The organism is Sphingopyxis sp. (genome assembly GCF_035998905.1).
Lineage (GTDB): Bacteria > Pseudomonadota > Alphaproteobacteria > Sphingomonadales > Sphingomonadaceae > Sphingopyxis.
In genome coordinates this window covers 126526-144618 of sequence record NZ_DASYHG010000025.1, presented here as the reverse complement: position 1 = coordinate 144618, position 18093 = coordinate 126526, and the positions used below count along the sequence as shown (strand labels likewise).

18 protein-coding genes are annotated in these 18093 nt (G+C 64.9%); 9 read left to right on the top strand and 9 right to left on the bottom strand.

Going from position 1 to position 18093, the window contains the following annotated elements; genetic code table 11:
• Positions 1–75: 75 nt before the first annotated feature.
• The 3 genes from dksA to VGN62_RS15120 all read right to left on the bottom strand — a co-directional run bounded on the left by dksA (position 76) and on the right by VGN62_RS15120 (position 2126).
• Positions 76–537, bottom strand: coding sequence for an RNA polymerase-binding protein DksA (dksA, locus tag VGN62_RS15130; RefSeq protein WP_039572520.1), 462 nt, complete (start codon positions 535–537; stop codon positions 76–78).
• Between the two features lie 344 nt (positions 538–881).
• Entirely contained in the window at positions 882–1157 is a 276-nt protein-coding gene (locus VGN62_RS15125) for a hypothetical protein (protein WP_327455327.1), read from the bottom strand.
• Between the two features lie 123 nt (positions 1158–1280).
• Positions 1281–2126 carry a hypothetical protein gene (locus VGN62_RS15120; RefSeq protein ID WP_327455325.1) on the bottom strand — a complete coding sequence of 282 codons (846 nt, stop codon included), beginning with the start codon at positions 2124–2126 and terminating at the stop codon, positions 1281–1283.
• A 203-nt stretch (positions 2127–2329) separates the two neighbouring features.
• Here VGN62_RS15120 and serS point away from each other — a divergent pair, with 203 nt between their 5' ends.
• The 3 genes from serS to VGN62_RS15105 are packed head-to-tail and all read left to right on the top strand — an operon-like array spanning position 2330 to position 5463.
• A complete protein-coding gene (serS, locus tag VGN62_RS15115) occupies positions 2330–3610 on the top strand; it encodes a serine--tRNA ligase (RefSeq protein WP_327455323.1) in 1281 nt (426 codons plus the stop codon).
• Positions 3610–4374, top strand: coding sequence for a 5'/3'-nucleotidase SurE (gene surE, locus VGN62_RS15110; protein WP_327455321.1), 765 nt, complete (start codon positions 3610–3612; stop codon positions 4372–4374). The genes serS and surE overlap by 1 nt, the downstream gene beginning before the upstream one ends.
• A 33-nt stretch (positions 4375–4407) precedes the next feature.
• Positions 4408–5463: a potassium channel family protein gene (locus tag VGN62_RS15105; RefSeq protein WP_327455319.1), complete on the top strand. Its 1056-nt coding sequence runs from the start codon at positions 4408–4410 to the stop codon at positions 5461–5463.
• On the opposite strand, the gene VGN62_RS15100 is transcribed toward VGN62_RS15105, so the two are convergent.
• Complete coding sequence (locus VGN62_RS15100; RefSeq protein WP_327455317.1) at positions 5460–5789, bottom strand: DUF423 domain-containing protein; 330 nt, start codon at positions 5787–5789, stop codon at positions 5460–5462. The genes VGN62_RS15105 and VGN62_RS15100 overlap by 4 nt on opposite strands.
• A 92-nt stretch (positions 5790–5881) precedes the next feature.
• Here VGN62_RS15100 and rimO point away from each other — a divergent pair, with 92 nt between their 5' ends.
• Positions 5882–7252, top strand: coding sequence for a 30S ribosomal protein S12 methylthiotransferase RimO (gene rimO, locus VGN62_RS15095; protein ID WP_327455315.1), 1371 nt, complete (start codon positions 5882–5884; stop codon positions 7250–7252).
• 66 nt (positions 7253–7318) lie between these two features.
• Positions 7319–8791: a DUF4403 family protein gene (locus VGN62_RS15090; protein ID WP_327455313.1), complete on the top strand. Its 1473-nt coding sequence runs from the start codon at positions 7319–7321 to the stop codon at positions 8789–8791.
• Here the strand turns inward: VGN62_RS15090 and VGN62_RS15085 are convergent, their stop codons facing one another.
• Together VGN62_RS15085 and VGN62_RS15080 are read right to left on the bottom strand one after the other, a co-directional pair.
• On the bottom strand, positions 8792–9805 hold the full coding sequence (locus tag VGN62_RS15085) for an inorganic phosphate transporter (protein ID WP_327455312.1): 1014 nt from the start codon (positions 9803–9805) through the stop codon (positions 8792–8794).
• Positions 9806–9820: 15 nt separating this feature from the next.
• Positions 9821–10945, bottom strand: a complete 1125-nt coding sequence (locus VGN62_RS15080; protein WP_327455309.1) for a DUF47 family protein — start codon at positions 10943–10945, stop codon at positions 9821–9823.
• A gap of 193 nt (positions 10946–11138) precedes the next feature.
• Between VGN62_RS15080 and VGN62_RS15075 the strand changes: the two genes are divergently transcribed.
• A complete protein-coding gene (locus tag VGN62_RS15075) occupies positions 11139–12677 on the top strand; it encodes an NAD(P)/FAD-dependent oxidoreductase (RefSeq protein ID WP_327455612.1) in 1539 nt (512 codons plus the stop codon).
• A 3-nt stretch (positions 12678–12680) separates the two neighbouring features.
• Here VGN62_RS15075 and VGN62_RS15070 read toward each other — a convergent pair whose 3' ends face one another.
• Genes VGN62_RS15070 through VGN62_RS15060 form a run of 3 tightly spaced genes read right to left on the bottom strand, consistent with a single transcriptional unit; the run spans position 12681 to position 14672 of the window.
• On the bottom strand, positions 12681–12863 hold the full coding sequence (locus VGN62_RS15070; protein ID WP_037511241.1) for a DUF3008 family protein: 183 nt from the start codon (positions 12861–12863) through the stop codon (positions 12681–12683).
• 23 nt (positions 12864–12886) lie between these two features.
• Entirely contained in the window at positions 12887–13822 is a 936-nt protein-coding gene (locus tag VGN62_RS15065) for an SDR family oxidoreductase (RefSeq protein WP_327455307.1), read from the bottom strand.
• A 16-nt stretch (positions 13823–13838) separates the two neighbouring features.
• On the bottom strand, positions 13839–14672 hold the full coding sequence (locus tag VGN62_RS15060; RefSeq protein ID WP_327455305.1) for a DUF4163 domain-containing protein: 834 nt from the start codon (positions 14670–14672) through the stop codon (positions 13839–13841).
• 54 nt (positions 14673–14726) lie between these two features.
• Between VGN62_RS15060 and VGN62_RS15055 the strand changes: the two genes are divergently transcribed.
• The 3 genes from VGN62_RS15055 to argC all read left to right on the top strand — a co-directional run bounded on the left by VGN62_RS15055 (position 14727) and on the right by argC (position 18090).
• Positions 14727–16130 carry a leucyl aminopeptidase family protein gene (locus VGN62_RS15055; protein WP_327455303.1) on the top strand — a complete coding sequence of 468 codons (1404 nt, stop codon included), beginning with the start codon at positions 14727–14729 and terminating at the stop codon, positions 16128–16130.
• Positions 16131–16215: 85 nt separating this feature from the next.
• Positions 16216–17160 carry a C40 family peptidase gene (locus VGN62_RS15050; protein ID WP_327455301.1) on the top strand — a complete coding sequence of 315 codons (945 nt, stop codon included), beginning with the start codon at positions 16216–16218 and terminating at the stop codon, positions 17158–17160.
• Positions 17161–17163: 3 nt separating this feature from the next.
• Positions 17164–18090 carry an N-acetyl-gamma-glutamyl-phosphate reductase gene (gene argC, locus VGN62_RS15045; RefSeq protein ID WP_327455299.1) on the top strand — a complete coding sequence of 309 codons (927 nt, stop codon included), beginning with the start codon at positions 17164–17166 and terminating at the stop codon, positions 18088–18090.
• The last annotated feature ends 3 nt before the right edge of the window (positions 18091–18093 follow it).

Genomic DNA, 18093 nt, shown 5'->3' with positions numbered 1-18093 from the left:
CTCAAGTCATTGAGGCGGCGAATCTAGGACCCGGTCGTTGCGGAATCGTAAATAGGGCGCCGCGGCGCCACACGATCAATCTTCGCGCGAAATCCGTTCGTTGCGCTCATGACGCTCCTGCGCTTCCAGCGTCATCGTCGCGATCGGGCGCGCCTGCAGGCGTGCGAGCGAAATCGGCTCACCGGTCACCGCGCAATAGCCATATTCGCCCTCGTCGATGCGGCGGATCGCCGAATCGATCTTGGCGATCAACTTGCGCTGGCGATCGCGGGTGCGAAGTTCGATGGCCCAGTCGGTTTCACTCGACGCGCGGTCGGCGAGGTCGGGTTCGCGCAGCGGGCCGTCCTGAAGATGCGCCAGCGTCGATTCAGATTCGGAGAGGATCGATTTTTTCCAGGCGAGGAGCAGACCGCGGAAATAATCCTGCTGCCGCTCGTTCATAAACTCTTCGTCGTCGCTGGGGACGTAATCCGAATCGAGATTGGATTTGGCTTCGCGAAGCGCGTCAGCGCCAACGTCGGCAATCTTGGTCGGCATGAGGGGCTCTCGCGTCCTTTCCTGTCACCCCGCGAACCGCCATGCGGTGCGGGGAGAGGCGCGCCTATAACCAGCCGCTCGCGACGATACAAGCGCCGAAGCAGCGGATAACGACGACCCGTGAAGCGGGGATGAACCGGCGCGACCGCAAGCGCGATTCTGCAACCCGATCGCGATCGGGCGACGCGCCTCGCGGTGCGGCGATTTAGGTCCGAAGGTTAACCAATCGCATAGAATTGTTGCAGAATCCGTTCTGTTTTGGGACAGATACTGTGATTTTTGTTGATTCCGCGTCCCATTTCCCGCTCTCGGACAGGCAAACGCGGTTAACGCAATTGCCGCGTTCACAAAGCTTTGGCCTTTTCGGTTATAGCGAAGGTGAAATCGGGTGTCGGTCGGTGGCGCTTTGCACCTGCAACGGGAAAGAAAGAGAAACCTATGTCTATCCGAATGGCCCTTGCCAAGCTTTGCGCCTGCACCTGCGGCGGCGCAATCATCGGTAGCGGCGCGATGCAGATCGCCGACGTTCCGAAGGCGCGCGCGCAGACAGTCCAATCGTGCAAGCCCTGCGTCGGCAAGAAGGTCGTGCGCAAGCGCCATGCGGCGCGCAAGCCGGTCAAGCGCGTGCGCCGCGTCGTCACGACGAAGCGCGTGATTCGCACTGCGACCCCGCAGCAGCAGGTCGTCACGCAGACGATCCCCCTGCCCCCGATCCCCTACGCACCTTTCCCGCAGACGGGTTTTCAGGGCGGCAGCAGCGGCGGCGGCGTGACCGTCGTCGGCGGCGGCTTTGGCGGCGGTTTCGGCGGCGGCTTTTTTGGCGGCTTCTTTGGCGGCAGCAGCAGCGGCGGCGGTAGCGGCGGTGTCGTGATCACGACCACCACGACGACGAGCGGCGGCAGCAGCGACGGCTTCCCGCCCGCCCCGCCCACCTCGAGCGGCGACCCCGAACCCCCGGATCCGCCGCCGCCGTCGTCGAGCGGCAGCACGACGACGACCACGACCACGACATCGACGTCGTCGGGCAACGTCTCGACCACCAGTACCAGTTCGGGCAACGTCAGCACGACCTCGTCGGGCAATGTGTCGACGACCTCGACCAGCTCGGGCAATGTGAGCACCACGACCTCGACCACCAGTTCGTCGTCGAGCAGCAGCTCGTCGTCGAGCTCCTCGTCGTCCTCGTCTTCGTCGAGCTCGTCGTCGTCGGGCGGCAGCTCATCGAAGGGCAGCTCGGGATGGGGCAGCTCGTCGAAGGGCAGTTCGGGCTGGGGTGGCTCGTCGCGCGGCGGCAGTTCGAGCAGTTCGTCCTCGTCGTCGAGTTCCTCGTCTTCGTCGAGCAGCTCTTCGAGTGGCGGTACCTCGTCGGGCGCGACCGGTAGCACCAGCAGCTTCGGTTCGACCGGCAGCTCCAGCTCCTCATCCTCGTCGAGCAGCTCGTCGTCGAGTTCGTCGTCGTCATCGAGCTCGGGCGGCAGCACGAGCAGCTCATCGGGCGATCCGACCCCTGTTCCGGCACCGCCGATGATGCTATTGTTCGGCGCAGCAGCAGCCGCGCTCGTCGCGCGCCGCCGCGCGGCGAACCGCAACGACGACGACGCCAACGCGGCCTAACAGAGATCCACTGGCGGTTTGGGGGGCTAACCCGGACCACCGAACTAAGGGCCGCCTTTCGGGGCGGCCCTTTTTTACGCCGGAAGGACACGCCGAGCGCGCCAACCGGACTCTGTCGCAATGGCCAAAGCGGCACGACGGACTTGCGCGGCGCGGGCGGCAACGCCATAGCGCCGCCATGCACGATATCCGCCTGATCCGGGAAAATCCCGAAGCGTTCGACGCCGGCCTCGCGCGCCGCGGCCTCGACCCCCTGTCCGCCCGGATCGTGGCGGCCGATGCGTCGCTGCGCGCATTGCAGACCGAGATCCAGGGGTCGCTCGCGCGCCGCAACGAGGCATCGAAGCTGATCGGCCAGGCAATGGCGCAGGGCGACAAGGACAAGGCCGAGGCGCTGAAGGCCGAGGTCGCCGAGCTCAAGACCGCGCTTCCCGCCAAGGAAGACGCCGAACGCGAACAGCTTGCCGCGCTGCAAGACCTGCTTTCCGCGCTACCGAATATCCCTGCCACCGATGTTCCGGAGGGCGAGGATGAAGAGGGCAATGTCGAAATTTCACGCTGGGGCACGCCGCGCAGCTTCGACTTCGCGCCGCAGGAACATGCCGACTTCGCCCCCGCGCTCGGCCTCGATTTCGAGACCGCGGCCAAGATGTCGGGCGCGCGCTTCGCCTTCCTGAAGGGACAGATGGCGCGGCTCGAACGTGCACTCGGCCAGTTCATGATCGACAGGCAGACGATCGACGCGGGCTATACCGAGTGCGCGACGCCGCTGATGGTGCGCGACGAGGCGGCTTACGGAACGACGCAGCTCCCGAAATTCCGCGAGGATTTGTTCCAGACCACCGACGGCCGCTGGCTGATCTCGACCTCCGAGATGAGCCTGACCAACGCGGTGCGCGAGGAAATCCTGCCCGAGGCAGACCTCCCGATCCGCATGACCGCGCTCACTCCCTGCTTCCGCTCCGAAGCCGGGTCGGCGGGGCGCGACACGCGTGGCTATATCCGCCAGCACCAGTTCTGGAAGGTCGAGCTCGTCTCGATCGTCCGCCCCGAAGACAGCGACGCGGAGCTCGAAAGAAAGACGCGCGCGGCCGAAACAATCCTCGAAGCGCTCGAACTGCCGTATCGCAAGATGCTGCTGTGCAGCGGCGACATGGGCTTTGCGGCGCGCAAGACCTATGACCTCGAAGTCTGGCTGCCGGGACAAAATGCCTATCGCGAGATTTCGAGCTGTTCGAACTGCGGCGATTTCCAGGCGCGACGCATGAACACCCGCTTCCGCCGCGAGGATGTGAAGGGCAACGAGTTCGTCCACACGCTCAACGGCTCGGGCCTTGCGGTCGGGCGCACGCTCGTCGCGATCCTCGAAAATTACCAGCAGGCCGACGGCAGCGTAGATATTCCCGCGGTGCTTCTGCCCTATATGGGCGGGATCACGAAACTGGAGCCGATCGCCTGATGCGCATCCTCCTCACCAACGACGACGGCTATCACGCACCCGGCATGGCGGTGCTCGAAGCGATCGCGCGCCAGCTTTCGGACGATATCTGGGTCTGTGCGCCCGCCGAGGAGCAGTCGGGCGCCGGCCACTCACTCACCCTGTCGCGCCCGGTACGTATCCGCCAGCACGAGGAACGGCGCTGGTCGTGCAGCGGCACGCCGACCGATTCGGTGATGATGGCGATCGGCAAGCTGATGCCCGAAAAACCCGACCTGATCCTGTCGGGCGTCAACCGCGGCGCCAACCTCGGCGACGACATCACCTATTCGGGCACCGTCTCGGCGGCGATCGAGGGCGCGTTGGCCGGCATCCCCGCGATCGCACTGAGCCAAGTTTACGCCAAGGAAGGCATGGGCGACAGCGTACCGTTCGAGGCGGCCGAAGTCTGGGGCGCCAAGGTACTGCGCCCGCTGCTCGACATGGAGATGGCGCCGCGCACGCTGATCAACATCAACTTCCCCGCGATCCCCGCGGCCGAAGTCCGCGGCATCCGCGTCACCCGCCAGGGCTTCCACGATTATGGCCGCGGCTCGATCGTCGAGGGCACCGACCCGCGCGGTTACCGCTATTACTGGTTCGGCCTCCACGGCATCGAACACAGCCTCGCGCACGACAGCGACCTCGAGGCGATCGACGACAATTATATCTCGGTCACCCCGCTCCAGCTCGACCTGACCCACGACGCCTCGCTCGCCGCGCTACGCGGCGCCTATGGCGGCTAGCGTTCCGCGCGCGGCTTTGGCACAAGGGCCGCGATGAGCAAGCGGCCGAACCCCAAGCTCCATATCCAGAGCGGCTTCCACCTGCTGAAGCGCGCGAGCAAATGGCCGATCTGGGCCGACGTCATCACGCGGCTCAGCGTCGCCTTCTTCCTGATCGCGATCGTCGTGCTCGTTCACTGGATCGACCGCGCGGGGCTGAAGGACAGCCACGACGGCCACATCAGCTTCCTCGACGTCGTCTATTTCACGATGATCTCGGTCACCACGACCGGCTTTGGCGACATCGCGCCGGTGTCCGACCGCTCGCGATTGATCGAGGCGGTAATCGTCACCCCGATCCGCATCATGGTGCTCTTCATCTTTGTCGGCACCGCCTATAATTTCGTCCTCAAGCGCACATGGGAAAAATGGCGTATGGCCCGTATCCAGGCAAAGCTCACCAACCATATCGTCGTGCTCGGCTATGGCATCAGCGGCAGCGAGGCGGTCAAGGAGCTGATAGCGCGGGGCACCGACCCCTCGTGCATCGTCGTGATCGATCAGGCACGGAACCGTATCAACGCCGCTGAGGCGGCGGGTTGTAACGTTCTCGAAGGCGATGCGTCGAACGACGATACGCTGGTCGACGTCCGCATTGCCGAGGCGCAATCGGTGCTGGTCTCGGCGGGCCGCGACGATACCTCTATCCTCATGGTACTCACCGTCCGCCACCTCGCTCCGCACGTCCCGATCAGCGTCGTCATCCGTGCAAAGGACAATGAGTTGCTCGCACGGCAAGCCGGCGCCAGCAATGTCATTAACCCGGTCAGCTTCACCGGCCTGCTGCTCGCGGGGTCGGCGCAAGGCGCGCATGTCGCCGACTACATGGCCGATCTCGCCGCGGTCGGCGGCAAGGTGCAGCTACGCGAGCGTCCGGTCAGCGGCGAGGAAATCGGCAGCAGCCTCGACCGGCTGGCCAGCGGCGGGCGCGGACTGCGTATCTATCGCGGCGGCAAGCCCTACGGCTTTTGGGAGGCCGAAACGAACAAGCTCGAACCCGGCGACATGATCGTCGAGGTTATCCAGTGCGAGGCGTGCGAAGCCGACTAGCCGCGCCAGTAGAGCCAGCCGGCCCACAGCCAGCCGACGATCAATAGCATGCCGCCGATCGGCGTCACTGCGCCCAGCCAGCGCGGCCCCCCGAGCGCCATCGCATAGAGGGTAACCGCGAACAGCGCTGCGCCGGCCAGCAGCATGATCGCCGGCCCGCGGGCCGAGCCCATGATGGCGAAAGCCGCGACCGCATGAACAAGCTGGTACAGCCCGCCGGTGCGAAGCCATTCGGCCTCTTGCGGCCCCGACGCGCCATGCGCCCCGAACGCGCCCGCCGCCACCGCCATCGCCGCCGAAACCGCTGCAAACGCCCCGATCGCCATCACCTTTGTCCTTTCGTCCGAACCGCGCGCTCCATGCCCGCACGCGCCGCGCGTGACAAGCGCCGCGAAATCGACTATGGGCGCCGCCAATCATGACAGTCAAAACGCTCCCCACCCAGCCGAAGGTCGGCATGGTCTCGCTCGGCTGCCCCAAGGCGCTCGTCGATAGCGAACGGATTCTGACCAAGCTTCGTGCCGACGGCTATGGCCTGTCGCCCGACTATGCGGGCGCCGATGTCGTGCTCGTCAACACCTGCGGCTTCCTCGACTCGGCGAAGGAAGAAAGCCTCGAGGCGATCGGCGAGGCGATGGCCGAGAACGGCCGCGTGATCGTCACCGGCTGCATGGGCAACGAGGCCGAAGTCATCCGCGCGCGCTTCCCCAACGTGCTCGCAGTCACCGGTGCGCATCAGTACGAACAGGTCGTCGACGCCGTCCACGACGCCGCGCCGCCGACGCAGGGTCCGTTCATCGACCTCGTTCCCGAGGGCGGGCTGAAGCTGACGCCGCGCCACTACAGCTATCTCAAGATTTCCGAGGGTTGCAACCACAGCTGCTCCTTCTGCATCATCCCCGATCTGCGTGGTAAACTCGTCAGCCGCCGCATCGACGCAGTGCTGCGCGAGGCTGAAAAGCTTGTTGCCGCGGGCACCAAGGAACTGCTGGTGATCAGCCAGGACACCTCGGCGTACGGCGTCGATATCCGGCACGACCCGCGCCAGTGGCACGGCCGCGAGGTGCGCGCGCATATGACCGACCTCGCGCGCGAACTCGGCCAACTCCGCACCAGCGAAGGCCGCGCCCCGTGGACCCGCCTCCACTATGTCTACCCCTATCCGCACGTCGATGCGGTGATCCCGCTGATGGCCGAAGGCCTGCTGACGCCTTACCTCGACATTCCCTTCCAGCACGCGAGCCCGAGCGTCCTCAAGCGCATGAAGCGTCCCGCGAATGAAGCGAAGGTGCTCGAACGGCTGAAGAGCTGGCGCGCTATCGCCCCCGACATCTCGATCCGCTCGAGCTTCGTCGTCGGCTTCCCCGGCGAGACCGAAGAGGATTTCCAGTATCTGCTCGACTGGCTCGACGAAGCACAGCTCGACCGCGTCGGCGCCTTCCGCTTCGAACCCGTCGCGGGCGCGCAGGCGAATGCGCTCGACAATCCGGTGCCCGAAGAGGTCAAGGAAGAGCGCTACCAGCGCATCATGGACAAGACCGCCGCGATCAGCGCAGCGAAGCTGGAGGCCAAGATCGGCCGTACGCTCCCCGTCATCATCGACGAGGTCGGCGAAGCGGACGAGGACGGCAGCATCGGTGCGACCGGTCGTTCACAGGCCGACGCGCCCGAAATCGACGGCCATGTCTACCTTCGCGACGTCGCGGCGAACCTCAAAGCCGGCGATATCGTCGATGTCGCGATCGAGGACGCCGACGAGCATGACCTGTTCGGGGTGGTTGCGAGCTAAGGCATAATATTGGAACGGTATTTACTGTTCGATGTTAGGTAAAAGACATCGAACAGGGGCTGTACCATGCGCGCCAAGGCATTTGCTGCACTGCTATTGACGGGGTCGCTCGCCGCCTGCGACCGCCAGACCGACGTCGAACCGCCGCCGCGCGCGACCGACGAAGCGCCTTCGCCGACGCAGAAATCGCTGATCGCGGTTCCGATCAACGCCAACACCGCCTCGCTCAAGCAGGCGCTCGAACGCGCGGTTCCGAAAACGCTGTGGACAATCAACCGCCACGAGCGCGCGTGCGTGAAGCCGCAGCAGGTCAAAGTCTTCGGCAAGAAGGTCAAGGTCACGCCGCCGATTGCCTGCACGATCGTCGGACAGGTCACGCGCGGGCCGCTGCGGCTGCGCGGCGAAGGCGCCGAAATCGTCGTCGATGTCCCGCTGAACGCTCGGATCGCCGCGCGCGACGTCGGCGGGGTGCTGAAAGGCGAAACCGCGACCGGCGCCGCAATGGCGCACGCCCGCATCCGCATCGAACTCACGCCCGACTGGCACACGCGAGGGAAGGCGCGCATCACCTACGGCTGGACCAACGCGCCGGGGATCGACTTCCTCGGCAAACGGATCACCTTCACCGACGAGGCCGATGCGAAGCTGAAACCCATGATCGCGGGCGTCGAGCGTGAGGTGACGCGCGAGATCGCGAAACTCGACATACGAAAGCAGGCCGCCGATGTCTGGCGGCAAAGCTTTACCTCGCTCGAACTCAATCGCGAAAACCCGCCCGTATGGATGCGCGTCACGCCGCAGCGTATCCTCTATGGCGGCTATCGGATCGACGGCCAGCGGATGAACCTGAACCTCGGGCTGGAGGCAGTCACCGAAACCTTCGTTTCGGGGCGCCCGACCGATCCCGCGCCGACCCCGTTGCCGCGCCTCGTCCGGGAAATCCCCAAACCGCATCTCGACGTCCGCGTGCCGGTGATCGCCGATTATGCGCAGCTTCAGCCCGTCGTCGATCGTGCGCTTGTCAAACGGTCGAAGCGGCCGTTTGTATTGCCGAAACTCGGTCCAATGATGGTGACCTTCGGCAAATCGACCATTTATGGCGCCGAGGGCGGCCGGATCGCGATCGGGGTCGACGTCGATGCGAAGCTGGAAATGCGATCGGGCGAACCCACGCACGGCCGCATCTGGATGACCGCAATCCCTGCGAACAAGCCCGGATCGGCCGAAGTCCATTTCACCGACCTCATCATCAATGGCGATACCGACGGCGTGGGCGGTGATTTGCTCATCCTGCTAGGCCGCAGCGAAGGATTCGCCCCGCTAATCGCCGACGCGCTGACGCAGAATTTCACGAAGGATCTGGACGAACTGCAAGGCAAGATACGCCGCGCGGTCGACCAGCGGCGCGAGGGCGCCTTCGTGATCCGCACCCGTGTCGACAGTTTCGAAACGGGCGAGATCAAGGCCTATGGCAACGGCCTCTATCTCCCCGTGCGATTGGTCGGCGGAGCGAGCGTCGACTATCGGCCGGCGAAATGATCAGAACAGGCGCGTAATCCCGTAGAAAGCCGCCGCGACGACCGCGCTCGCCGGGATGGTGATGAACCACGCTGCAACGACATTGCCCGCGACGCCCCAGCGTACCGCGCTCGCGCGGCGGGCGACACCCGCGCCGATAATGCTGCCCGTGATCGTGTGCGTCGTCGACACCGGGATGCCGAGCAGGCTGGCAGTGAAGACCATGATCGAGCCGCCCGTCGAGGCCGCAAAGCCCTGGTGATGCGACAGCTTGGTGATGCGGCCGCCCATCGTCTCGATGATCTTCCACCCGCCCGACAGCGTACCAAGCGCGATGGCGACATAGCAGCTGAACGCGACCCAGTGCGGGATATGGAATTCGCCGCCGAGATAGCCGGTCGAATAGAGGAGGACGGTGATGATCCCCATCGTCTTTTGCGCATCATTCAGCCCGTGGCTGATCGAATAGGCGGCCGACGACAGGAGATGGAGGCGGCGGAAGGTCGTTTCGGCAAATTTCGCCGTCGCGCGGCGGAGCGCCCAGCTGCTGAGCAGCATCACGAGCATCGCGAGCATCATGCCGAGCAAGGGCGACAGGAAGATCGCGATGACGGTCTTGTTGAGCCCCGTCCATTCGATCCCCTCGAACCCGGCGTGCGCAACCCCCGCGCCCACGATCCCGCCGACGAGCGCATGGCTCGACGAGGAGGGAATGCCCTTCAGCCAAGTCACGACATTCCAGAACATCGCACCTACGAGTGCGCCGAACACCACCGCAGGGGTCACGAGGTCCTTGTCGATGATCCCCTTGCCGATCGTCTCCGCAACCTTGTGCAGTTCGGGAAAGATGATCGACAGGAAATAGGCCGCGAAGTTGAAGAAGGCGGCGAACAGGACTGCCTGCACCGGCCGCAGCAGCCGCGTCGCGACGACGGTCGCGATGCTGTTCGCGGCATCGTGCAGGCCGTTGAGGAAGTCGAACGCCAGCGCGAGGAGGACGAGGCCGACGAGGAGAGGGAATGCGAGTTCGTGCATGGTGGACGCCCCCGCTTATGCGTGGTCGATGACCAGGCCGTCGATTTCGTTCGCGACATCCTCGAAGCTGTCGGTGACGCGTTCGAGATGGCGGAAGAGTTCGCGCGTGATCAGGAAGCGGGTCGGGTTCGATTCGCCATGCTCGCGGAACAGACGCTTCAGGCCGGCGGCGTGGATCTCGTCGGCATGGCCCTCCATCCGCACCAGCCGCTCGGTCAGCTCGTGGAGCCGCGGGCCGTTGGCGCCGATGTTGCGGAGCAGCGGCAGCGCCTCTGCCGTCAGTCGCGCGGCGTCGACGATGATGCCGGCGATGTCGCGCATTTCGGGTTCGAATTCGGTGACATCGTACAGGTCGACCGCGCCCGCGGTCTTCTGCATCTCGTCGATCGCATCGTCCATCGAGGCGATCAGGTCGGTGATCGCGCTGCGGTCGAACGGGGTCAGGAAGGTGCGGCGGACGGTCTGGAGGACTTCGCGGGTGATCGCATCGGCGTCATGCTCGCGCTCGATGATTTCCTGGACATGGTCGGCCATGCCCTCGCCGCCCTGCAACATGCGCGACAAGGCGTTCGCCCCGGCGACGAGCGTCGCGGCGTGGCTTTCGAACAATTCAAAGAAATTTCCCTGTCGCGGCAGCAAACGCTGAAACCATGCGAACATCCAGCTAACCCCTGTCTTGTCTGCTACATTTTCGACGACCCCGCGCGGCTGGGCGACGGCGCGGAAACCGCCATCGCCGAACGAGCGGATCAACGCCTGCAAATCGGGTTCCTCGACCGCCGACGCAGCGTCGCGGAACGAGAACCATTTGCGGTCGCGTTCGTCCATTTCCTTCCAGTCTTCGAGCTCGTTCGTCACCGCGAGCGGGAAGACTTCGACATTATACATGATCGACGCGCCGTTAGCGCGGCGCTTGCGATATTCATAGCTGCCGATCGGCGTCGGGCAGACTGCACCGATCACGCCCGCCTCTTCCTCGGCTTCGACCGCGGCGGCGGCGTGGCGCGTCATGCCGGTCAACGGATTGCCCTTTGGCACTACCCAGCGCTTCGTCTCGCGCGATGTGATCAGCAGGATTTCGGTCGGCCCGTCCTGCGCGGGACCACCGAATCGATAGGGAAGGACGGCGATCTGACGCATGAGGCTTTCATCCTTTCCGCTGGATTCCGGGCGCGCGAGCCCATGGGTGACAAAGTGGTTACGCCCCTATGACAATAATGTGACAGCGACAAGGACGCTTCATCGCCGCCGCACTTTCCGTAAACGTCAATTCGATTGCAAAATGAAACGCGGTGCGTAATCTACCCATCAAACATAGTCGGGAGACAGGATGATGGCAGGCACGGCGACGATGGAACGCCCCGCAGATACGAAAGCTGCACCGGTCGATCAGGATGTGCTGATCGTCGGCGCGGGCATTTCCGGAATCGGCATGGCGGTGCATCTCCAGATGAATTGCCCCGACCGTAGCTTCGCGCTCGTCGAGCGTCGCGAACAGCTTGGCGGCACGTGGGACCTCTTCCGCTATCCCGGTATCCGGTCGGACAGCGACATGCACACGCTGGGGTTCGTGTTCGAGCCGTGGAAGCATGAAAAGTCGATCGCGGACGGGCCGTCGATCCTCGAATATCTCAACCGCATCGTCGACGAACGCCATATCCGCGAGCGCATCCGTCTCGACAGCAAGGTCGTCGGTGCCGATTGGGACAGCGCCGCTGCGCGCTGGACGGTGACGATGGAGGACAGCAAGGGCGCGACCTCGACCACGACCGCGCGCTGGCTCTATCTCGGCTCGGGCTATTATGATTACGACGAGCCCTTCGACGCGCAGTTTTCAGGTCGCGAGGATTTCCAGGGCCAGATCATCCATCCGCAATTCTGGCCGAAGGATCTCGACTACAAGGACAAGAAGGTCGTCGTGATCGGATCGGGCGCAACTGCGGTGACGATCGTCCCGTCGATGAAGGAAGCCGCGCACGTCACGATGCTGCAGCGCACGCCGACCTGGTATTTCATCCGTCCGGCGAAGGATGGCTTCGCGAATTTCCTGCGCAAATTCCTGCCCGAAGAGCTTGCTTACAAGATTACGCGCTTCAAGAATGTCCGGCTGCAGGACCTCGCCTTCCGCCGTGCACGCGAGAAGCCCGAGAAGGTCAAGGAATTCCTGACCAAGAAGCTGCAGGCGAGCCTTGGCGACCGCTACGACGCCGAAGCCTTCACCCCGCCCTATAATCCGTGGGATCAGCGCCTGTGCCTCGTCCCCGACGCCGATTTTTTCGAAGCGATGAAGGCCGACAAGGCGGCGGTGGTGACCGATCATATCGAGAAGTTCGACGCGACGGGCATCCAGCTCAAATCGGGCAAGCACCTCGACGCCGACATCATCGTCACCGCAACGGGCCTGAAGCTCGCGGTCGCGGGCAAGATCCCGGTGCGCGTCGACGGCGCGCCCGTCGATTGGCACGATCATTTCTATTACAAGGCGTGCATGTTCTCGAACGTGCCGAACTTCTCGGCGGTGTTCGGTTATCTCAACGCGAGCTGGACGCTGCGCGCCGACATCGTGTCCGAATATGTCTGCCGCGTGCTGAACCATATGCGCGATAGCGGAACGACGGTCGCCACCCCCGTTCTCGCCGATCCGTCGAGCCTCGAAGAGGAAAATGTCTTCGACTTCTCGTCGGGTTATATCCAGCGTTCGCTGCACATCATGCCGAAGAGCACGGTCGCGCTGCCCTGGCGGCTCAGCCAGAATTATGTCCAGGACCGGGTCGACATGCGCACCGGCGCGATCGCCGACGGGGTGCTGACCTTTACCAATGCGCAAGCGAAAGCGGCAGCGGCTCCGGCGGAGCTCGAAGCCGCGGAGTAAACCTCAATCAACGTGTTCGGGCTTGCCCTTGGTCGAGCCCTTGGCGAAATCTTCGAGCTGCTTTTCGGTCATGCTCTCGGCCATCTCTTTCGATGCGCCTTTGAGTTTCGACTTGGGCGTATCGCCGCGCTTGGCGCTGAGTGCGGCGCCGGCGGCTTTCTGCTGGGCTTTCGATTTGGCTGGCATGGCGTTTCTCCTTGCCCGCCCCGCTAGCCATTAACGATCGTACCGCCGTTGGGATGCAGCACCTGACCCGACATATAGCTGCTATCGTCGCACGCGAGGAACAGGAAGCAGGGCGCGACCTCATTGGGTTCGCCCGGCCGCTTCATCGGGGTGCTTTCGCCGAAGGTCGCGACCTTTTTCGCCGGTGCACCGCCGCGCGGATTGAGCGGGGTCCAGATCGGCCCCGGCGCCACCGCGTTCACGCGGACGCCCTTGCTCACCAGATTTTCGCTGAGCGAGCGAGTGAATGCCGTGATCGCGCCCTTGGTGGCGCTGTAATCGAGCAGGCCCTTTGACCCCTGATACATGGTGACGCTGGTGCAATTGACGATCGCCGCGCCCTTTTTCAGATGCGGCAGCGCCGCCTGAACCAGGTAGAACATGCCGAAAATGTTGGTCGCGAAAGTCTGCTGCAGCTGTTCTGCGCTGATATCGCGAATATCCTCCGCCGGATGTTGTTCGCCGGCATTGTTCACGAGGATGTCGAGGCGGCCAAACTTTCCGACGGTTTGCGCAACGATCTTTTCCCCCGCCTTCGCCTTGCCGACATCGGCCTTGATCGCGATCGCACGCCGTCCCTCGGCCTCGACGATCGCGGCGGTTTCGACGGCGTCGGCGCGGTTCTCGAGATAGACGATCGCGATATCGGCGCCTTCGCGCGCGAACAGCGCGCACACCGCACGGCCGATCCCGCTGTCGCCGCCGGTGACGATCGCAACCTTGCCGTCGAGGCGTCCCGACCCCGGATAATGCGGCTGCCATTTGGGGGCGCGGTCGAGATCGGCTTCGCAGTCGGATGGCGGATCCGCGATCGTCTTGCTCGACCCCACGGCGCGGCGGAGCTTCGCCGCAGCGTTCCGCTTGCCCTTCTTTTCCTTCGCGGTTTCGCCGACCTTGCCGGCTTTAGGCTGCTTCGCCATGACCTTATCCTTGCGCTTAGTTGATCGGGAGGAAGTCGCGCGCATATTCGTCCTTCAATGCGCGGACGAGCGCGCCGGTCACGGGCACGTTGATCTTGTAGCTGCCCTCGGCAAAGGCGCCGACTTCATAAGGCGCGATCGCAATCGTCATCCGATCGAGATAGCGCCCGTCGGTGGACCCGAGCCAAACCGTCTGCGCCGAAGCGGGCGGGCATTTGGCGAAGACACTGTCGGACGCCTCGTCGGCGACGATGCCTTTGGCCGCCTTTGCGCGCTTGATGCCGGCGCAGAAGTTATCCTTGATCGCGGCGTCGAACGCCTCCCCGCTCGTGAACAGGTCGAGCGGTTTGAGCTGCTTGCGCCGGTTGCGATCCCATAGCAGCGTGTCGAAGGTCGTCATGCCGTGCGCGCCGCCCGTATAGGTTCCGATCTCCGCCGACAGGCTGAGAAAGCGCGGTGTACTCGTCACCCGTTGCCACGCCTGCAAATGGCTATGCGCACGATAGGGAAATCCGCCCTTCTCTGCCGCCGCCTTGTCGCGCTGCGCCGCGGCGATCAGCGCGTCGCGTTTCGTCGCGCGATCGCCGTCGAGCCATGCCGCCAGTTCGGGAATCGCCGCCGCGTCGCGCGGATAGGAGTAGGCGAACTCGATCAGCTCATTGCTTTCCTTGACGTTGGAAGCGGGAGCATTTTTCGAGGCGATGTCGGCGGGTCCGTCCGGCGGTGCGCCCGGGACGGCGGCCGCTGCGGCTTTCTCCGCCGGCGTCGGCTTGTCTTCGGAACAGCCCGCCAACAGCAAGGCGGCGGCAAAGATCGGAATGGCGGTGCGCCGGGAATTTGAAGTCGTCATGCAGGCATAACGCCGGGAATCGACAAAATATCCCAAGCGGCCTAGCACGGCCGCATGACCGACTATTCCGACCTGATCCAGCCCGACAAGGGACAGGATGCGCGCACGATCCATCTCGTCGACAAGCAGGGCTATGACGCTTGGCTGAAGGGCCGCAGCGCACGCGAACGCGCGCACCTCGCCGCGGTCGGCTTCAAACCCGATGCGTTCGTCCACGCGATCCTGCCCGGCGACGATCCCGAAAAATGGGCCGTCGTCACGACGGTCGCCAAGGTTGACAGCCTGTCGGCCTGGTGCCTCGCCAAGCTGGGCCAGATCCTGCCCGAAGGCCGCTACCGCCTCGAAGGCCAGCAGCCCGGCAAGGCATTGTTCGGCTGGATGAGCGCGCAATATCGTTTCGACACCTATAAATCGAACCCGCCGACCAAAGGCCCGCGCGTCCTCTTGACCAGCGACGTCGGCGCGATCGCGCCATTGGTCGCCGAAATGCGTGCGGTCGCGCTCGTCCGCGACCTCGTCAACACGCCCGCCGCCGACATGGGACCTGCAGCGATCGAGAAAGCTGCCGAACGCATCGCCAAGGCGCATGGCGGCAAGCTCACCGTTACCAAGGGCGAGGCGCTCGAACAGGGCTATCCGATGATCCACGCCGTCGGCCGCGCCGCCGCGAAGCATCATGCGCCGCGCCTGATCGAGATCGAGTGGGGCAAGGATGACCACCCCCGCGTCGCGCTGGTCGGCAAGGGGATCAGCTTCGACAGCGGCGGGCTCGACATCAAGCCCGCGGCGGGCATGCGGCTGATGAAGAAGGATATGGGCGGCGCCGCACATGTCCTCGCGCTCGCCGAACTGGTGATGGCGAGCGGGCTGCCCGTCCGCCTCCACTGCCTCGTCGCCGCGGCCGAAAACGCCATCTCGGCCGACGCCTTCCGCCCCGGCGACGTGCTCAAAAGCCGCCTGGGCCTGACGGTCGAGATCGGCAACACCGACGCCGAGGGGCGGCTGGTGCTCGGCGACGCGTTCGCAAAAGCCGGCGAAGACAAGCCCGAACTCATCGTCGATTTCGCGACACTGACGGGCGCCGCGCGCGTCGCGCTCGGTCCCGACCTGCCGCCGCTCTTTGCCAACGACGACGCGCTCGCCGACGCGATGCTGGCGGGCGGGATCGATCGCGACGACCCGCTGTGGCGAATGCCGCTGTGGGATGGTTATGCCGACCTGCTCGAAACCGACATCGCCGACTTGGGCAATGCGGGCAGTTCGCCCTTCGCGGGGACGATCACCGCGGCGCTGTTCCTGAAGCGTTTCGTACCCGAGGGCACCTCATGGGCGCATGTCGACACCTTCGCATGGCGCCCCGCGGCCAAGCACGGACGTCCGAAAGGCGGTGCCGCATTGGGATTGCGCGCGGCATGGGCGATGCTCCAGTCGCGCTACGACCGGCGCGGGAAAAACTGAACATTCTTGATAAAGCGGGGCCTGCTGGTCTAATGGCGCGCGATTGTCCGCGGCGCGCGGATGTCGGGTTTACACAGGACGGCAAGTGACAGCAAAAAGCGGTGAAAATTCAGGGGCCAATCGCGTGCGCATGGGGCGTCCCGGCGTCGTCGGCGCGGGCCGCGATCGCTTTGGCCTGACGGGTACGTCGCAGGCGTTCGACCCGCGCGTCGTCGCGATCCGCCCCGACCTTGCCGATATCGCCGTCGCCGGAACACATTTCGCACCGCATTATGCCGCACCGATGATGCGCAGCGGCGTGCTGCCCGCCGCATCGCTGCGCGCATCGCCGTCGGTCGACGCTGACCAGACGAGCGAATTGCTGTTCGGCGAAGGCTTTGCGCTGCTCGACCTCACCGGCGGCTGGGCGTGGGGTTATTGCCTCGCCGACCATTATGTCGGCTATCTCGCCGCCGAGGCGCTCGCCGCGCCGATCGCCCCGACCCACCGCGTCGCGATGATCGAAGCGATGCTCCACAGCGCGCCCGACGCCGCGAGCGGCGGCCCTGCCGTCCTGCCGCGTGGTGCGCTGGTGATGGGCGAACCTGAGGGCGAATGGCTCGCGACCTCGCACGGCTATCTTCCGCTCGCCGCGCTGACCGAAGTCGGGACAGAAGGTGACGATCCCGCAGCGCTTGCCGAGGAGATGATTGGAACGCCCTATGCGTGGGGCGGCCGCACCGCGAAAGGCATCGATTGTTCGGGCCTCGTCCAGCTTGCCTGGGCCGGGGCCGGCATCCAGCTGCCGCGCGACAGCGACCTTCAGCTTGCGTCGCTCGGTGCCGACAAGGATGTCGATCCGGCAGCGCTCGCGCGCGGCGACCTCGTCTTCTTCCCCGGCCATGTCGGCATCATGGCCGACGACCGCAACATCATCCATGCCAGCCGACGATGGATGGCGGTGAAGGCCGAGCCGCTGGCCGACGTCATCGCGCGTTCGGCTGCAAAGGATCATGATCCGCCGGTGAGCGGATATAAAAGACTGCGATAAGATATGACAAAGACGGTTTTCATCGACGGCGCGGCGGGTACGACGGGCCTCGAAATCGCCGAGCGCCTTGCGGGGCGGAACGAATTCACGCTGGTCACGCTCGACGATGCGCGCCGCAAGGACGCTGCGGCGCGGCGCGAAGCGTTGAACGATGCCGATTTCGTGATCCTATGCCTGCCCGACGATGCGGCGCGCGAAGCGGTCGCGATGATCGGCAACGAACGCACGCGCGTCATCGACGCATCGACCGCGCATCGCGTCGCGCCGGGCTGGGTCTATGGCTTCCCCGAAGTCAGCGGGCACGATGCCGTTGCCGCCGCCTCGCGCGTGTCGAACCCCGGCTGCTATTCGACGGGCTTTATCGCGCTGCTCGCGCCGCTCGTGCAGGCGGGCCTGCTTCCTGCCGATTGGCCCTATATCTGCCACGCGGTCAGCGGCTATTCGGGCGGCGGCAAGGCGCTGATCGAACGCTTCGAAGCGGATACCGACATCGCATGGCGCGGCTATGCGCTCGCGCTCGGCCACAAGCATGTGCCCGAGATGCAGGCGCGGTGCGGCCTGTCGATCGGCCCGCTCTTTTCGCCCGCAGTGATCGCCGCACACCGCGGGATGGTGGTCGAGGTTCCGTTGCCGCTGAATGCCATGCCCACCGCCGCATCGCCCGACGCGCTGCGCGCGGCGCTCGCCGATTTTTACGCTGCGAGTCCGATCGTGGTCATGGGTGAGGCACCGGCGGACGGCGAAATGCTGCTGCGCGCGTCGGATACGGGCGACGATCGGATCGAACTCTTCGTCTTTGCCAATGGCGATGCCAGCCAGGCGCGCCTCGTCGCGCGGCTCGACAATCTGGGCAAGGGCGCCAGCGGCGCCTGCGTCCAGAACCTCAACATCATGGCGGGGTTGCCCGAAACGGCGGGATTGCGGCTGTAACGC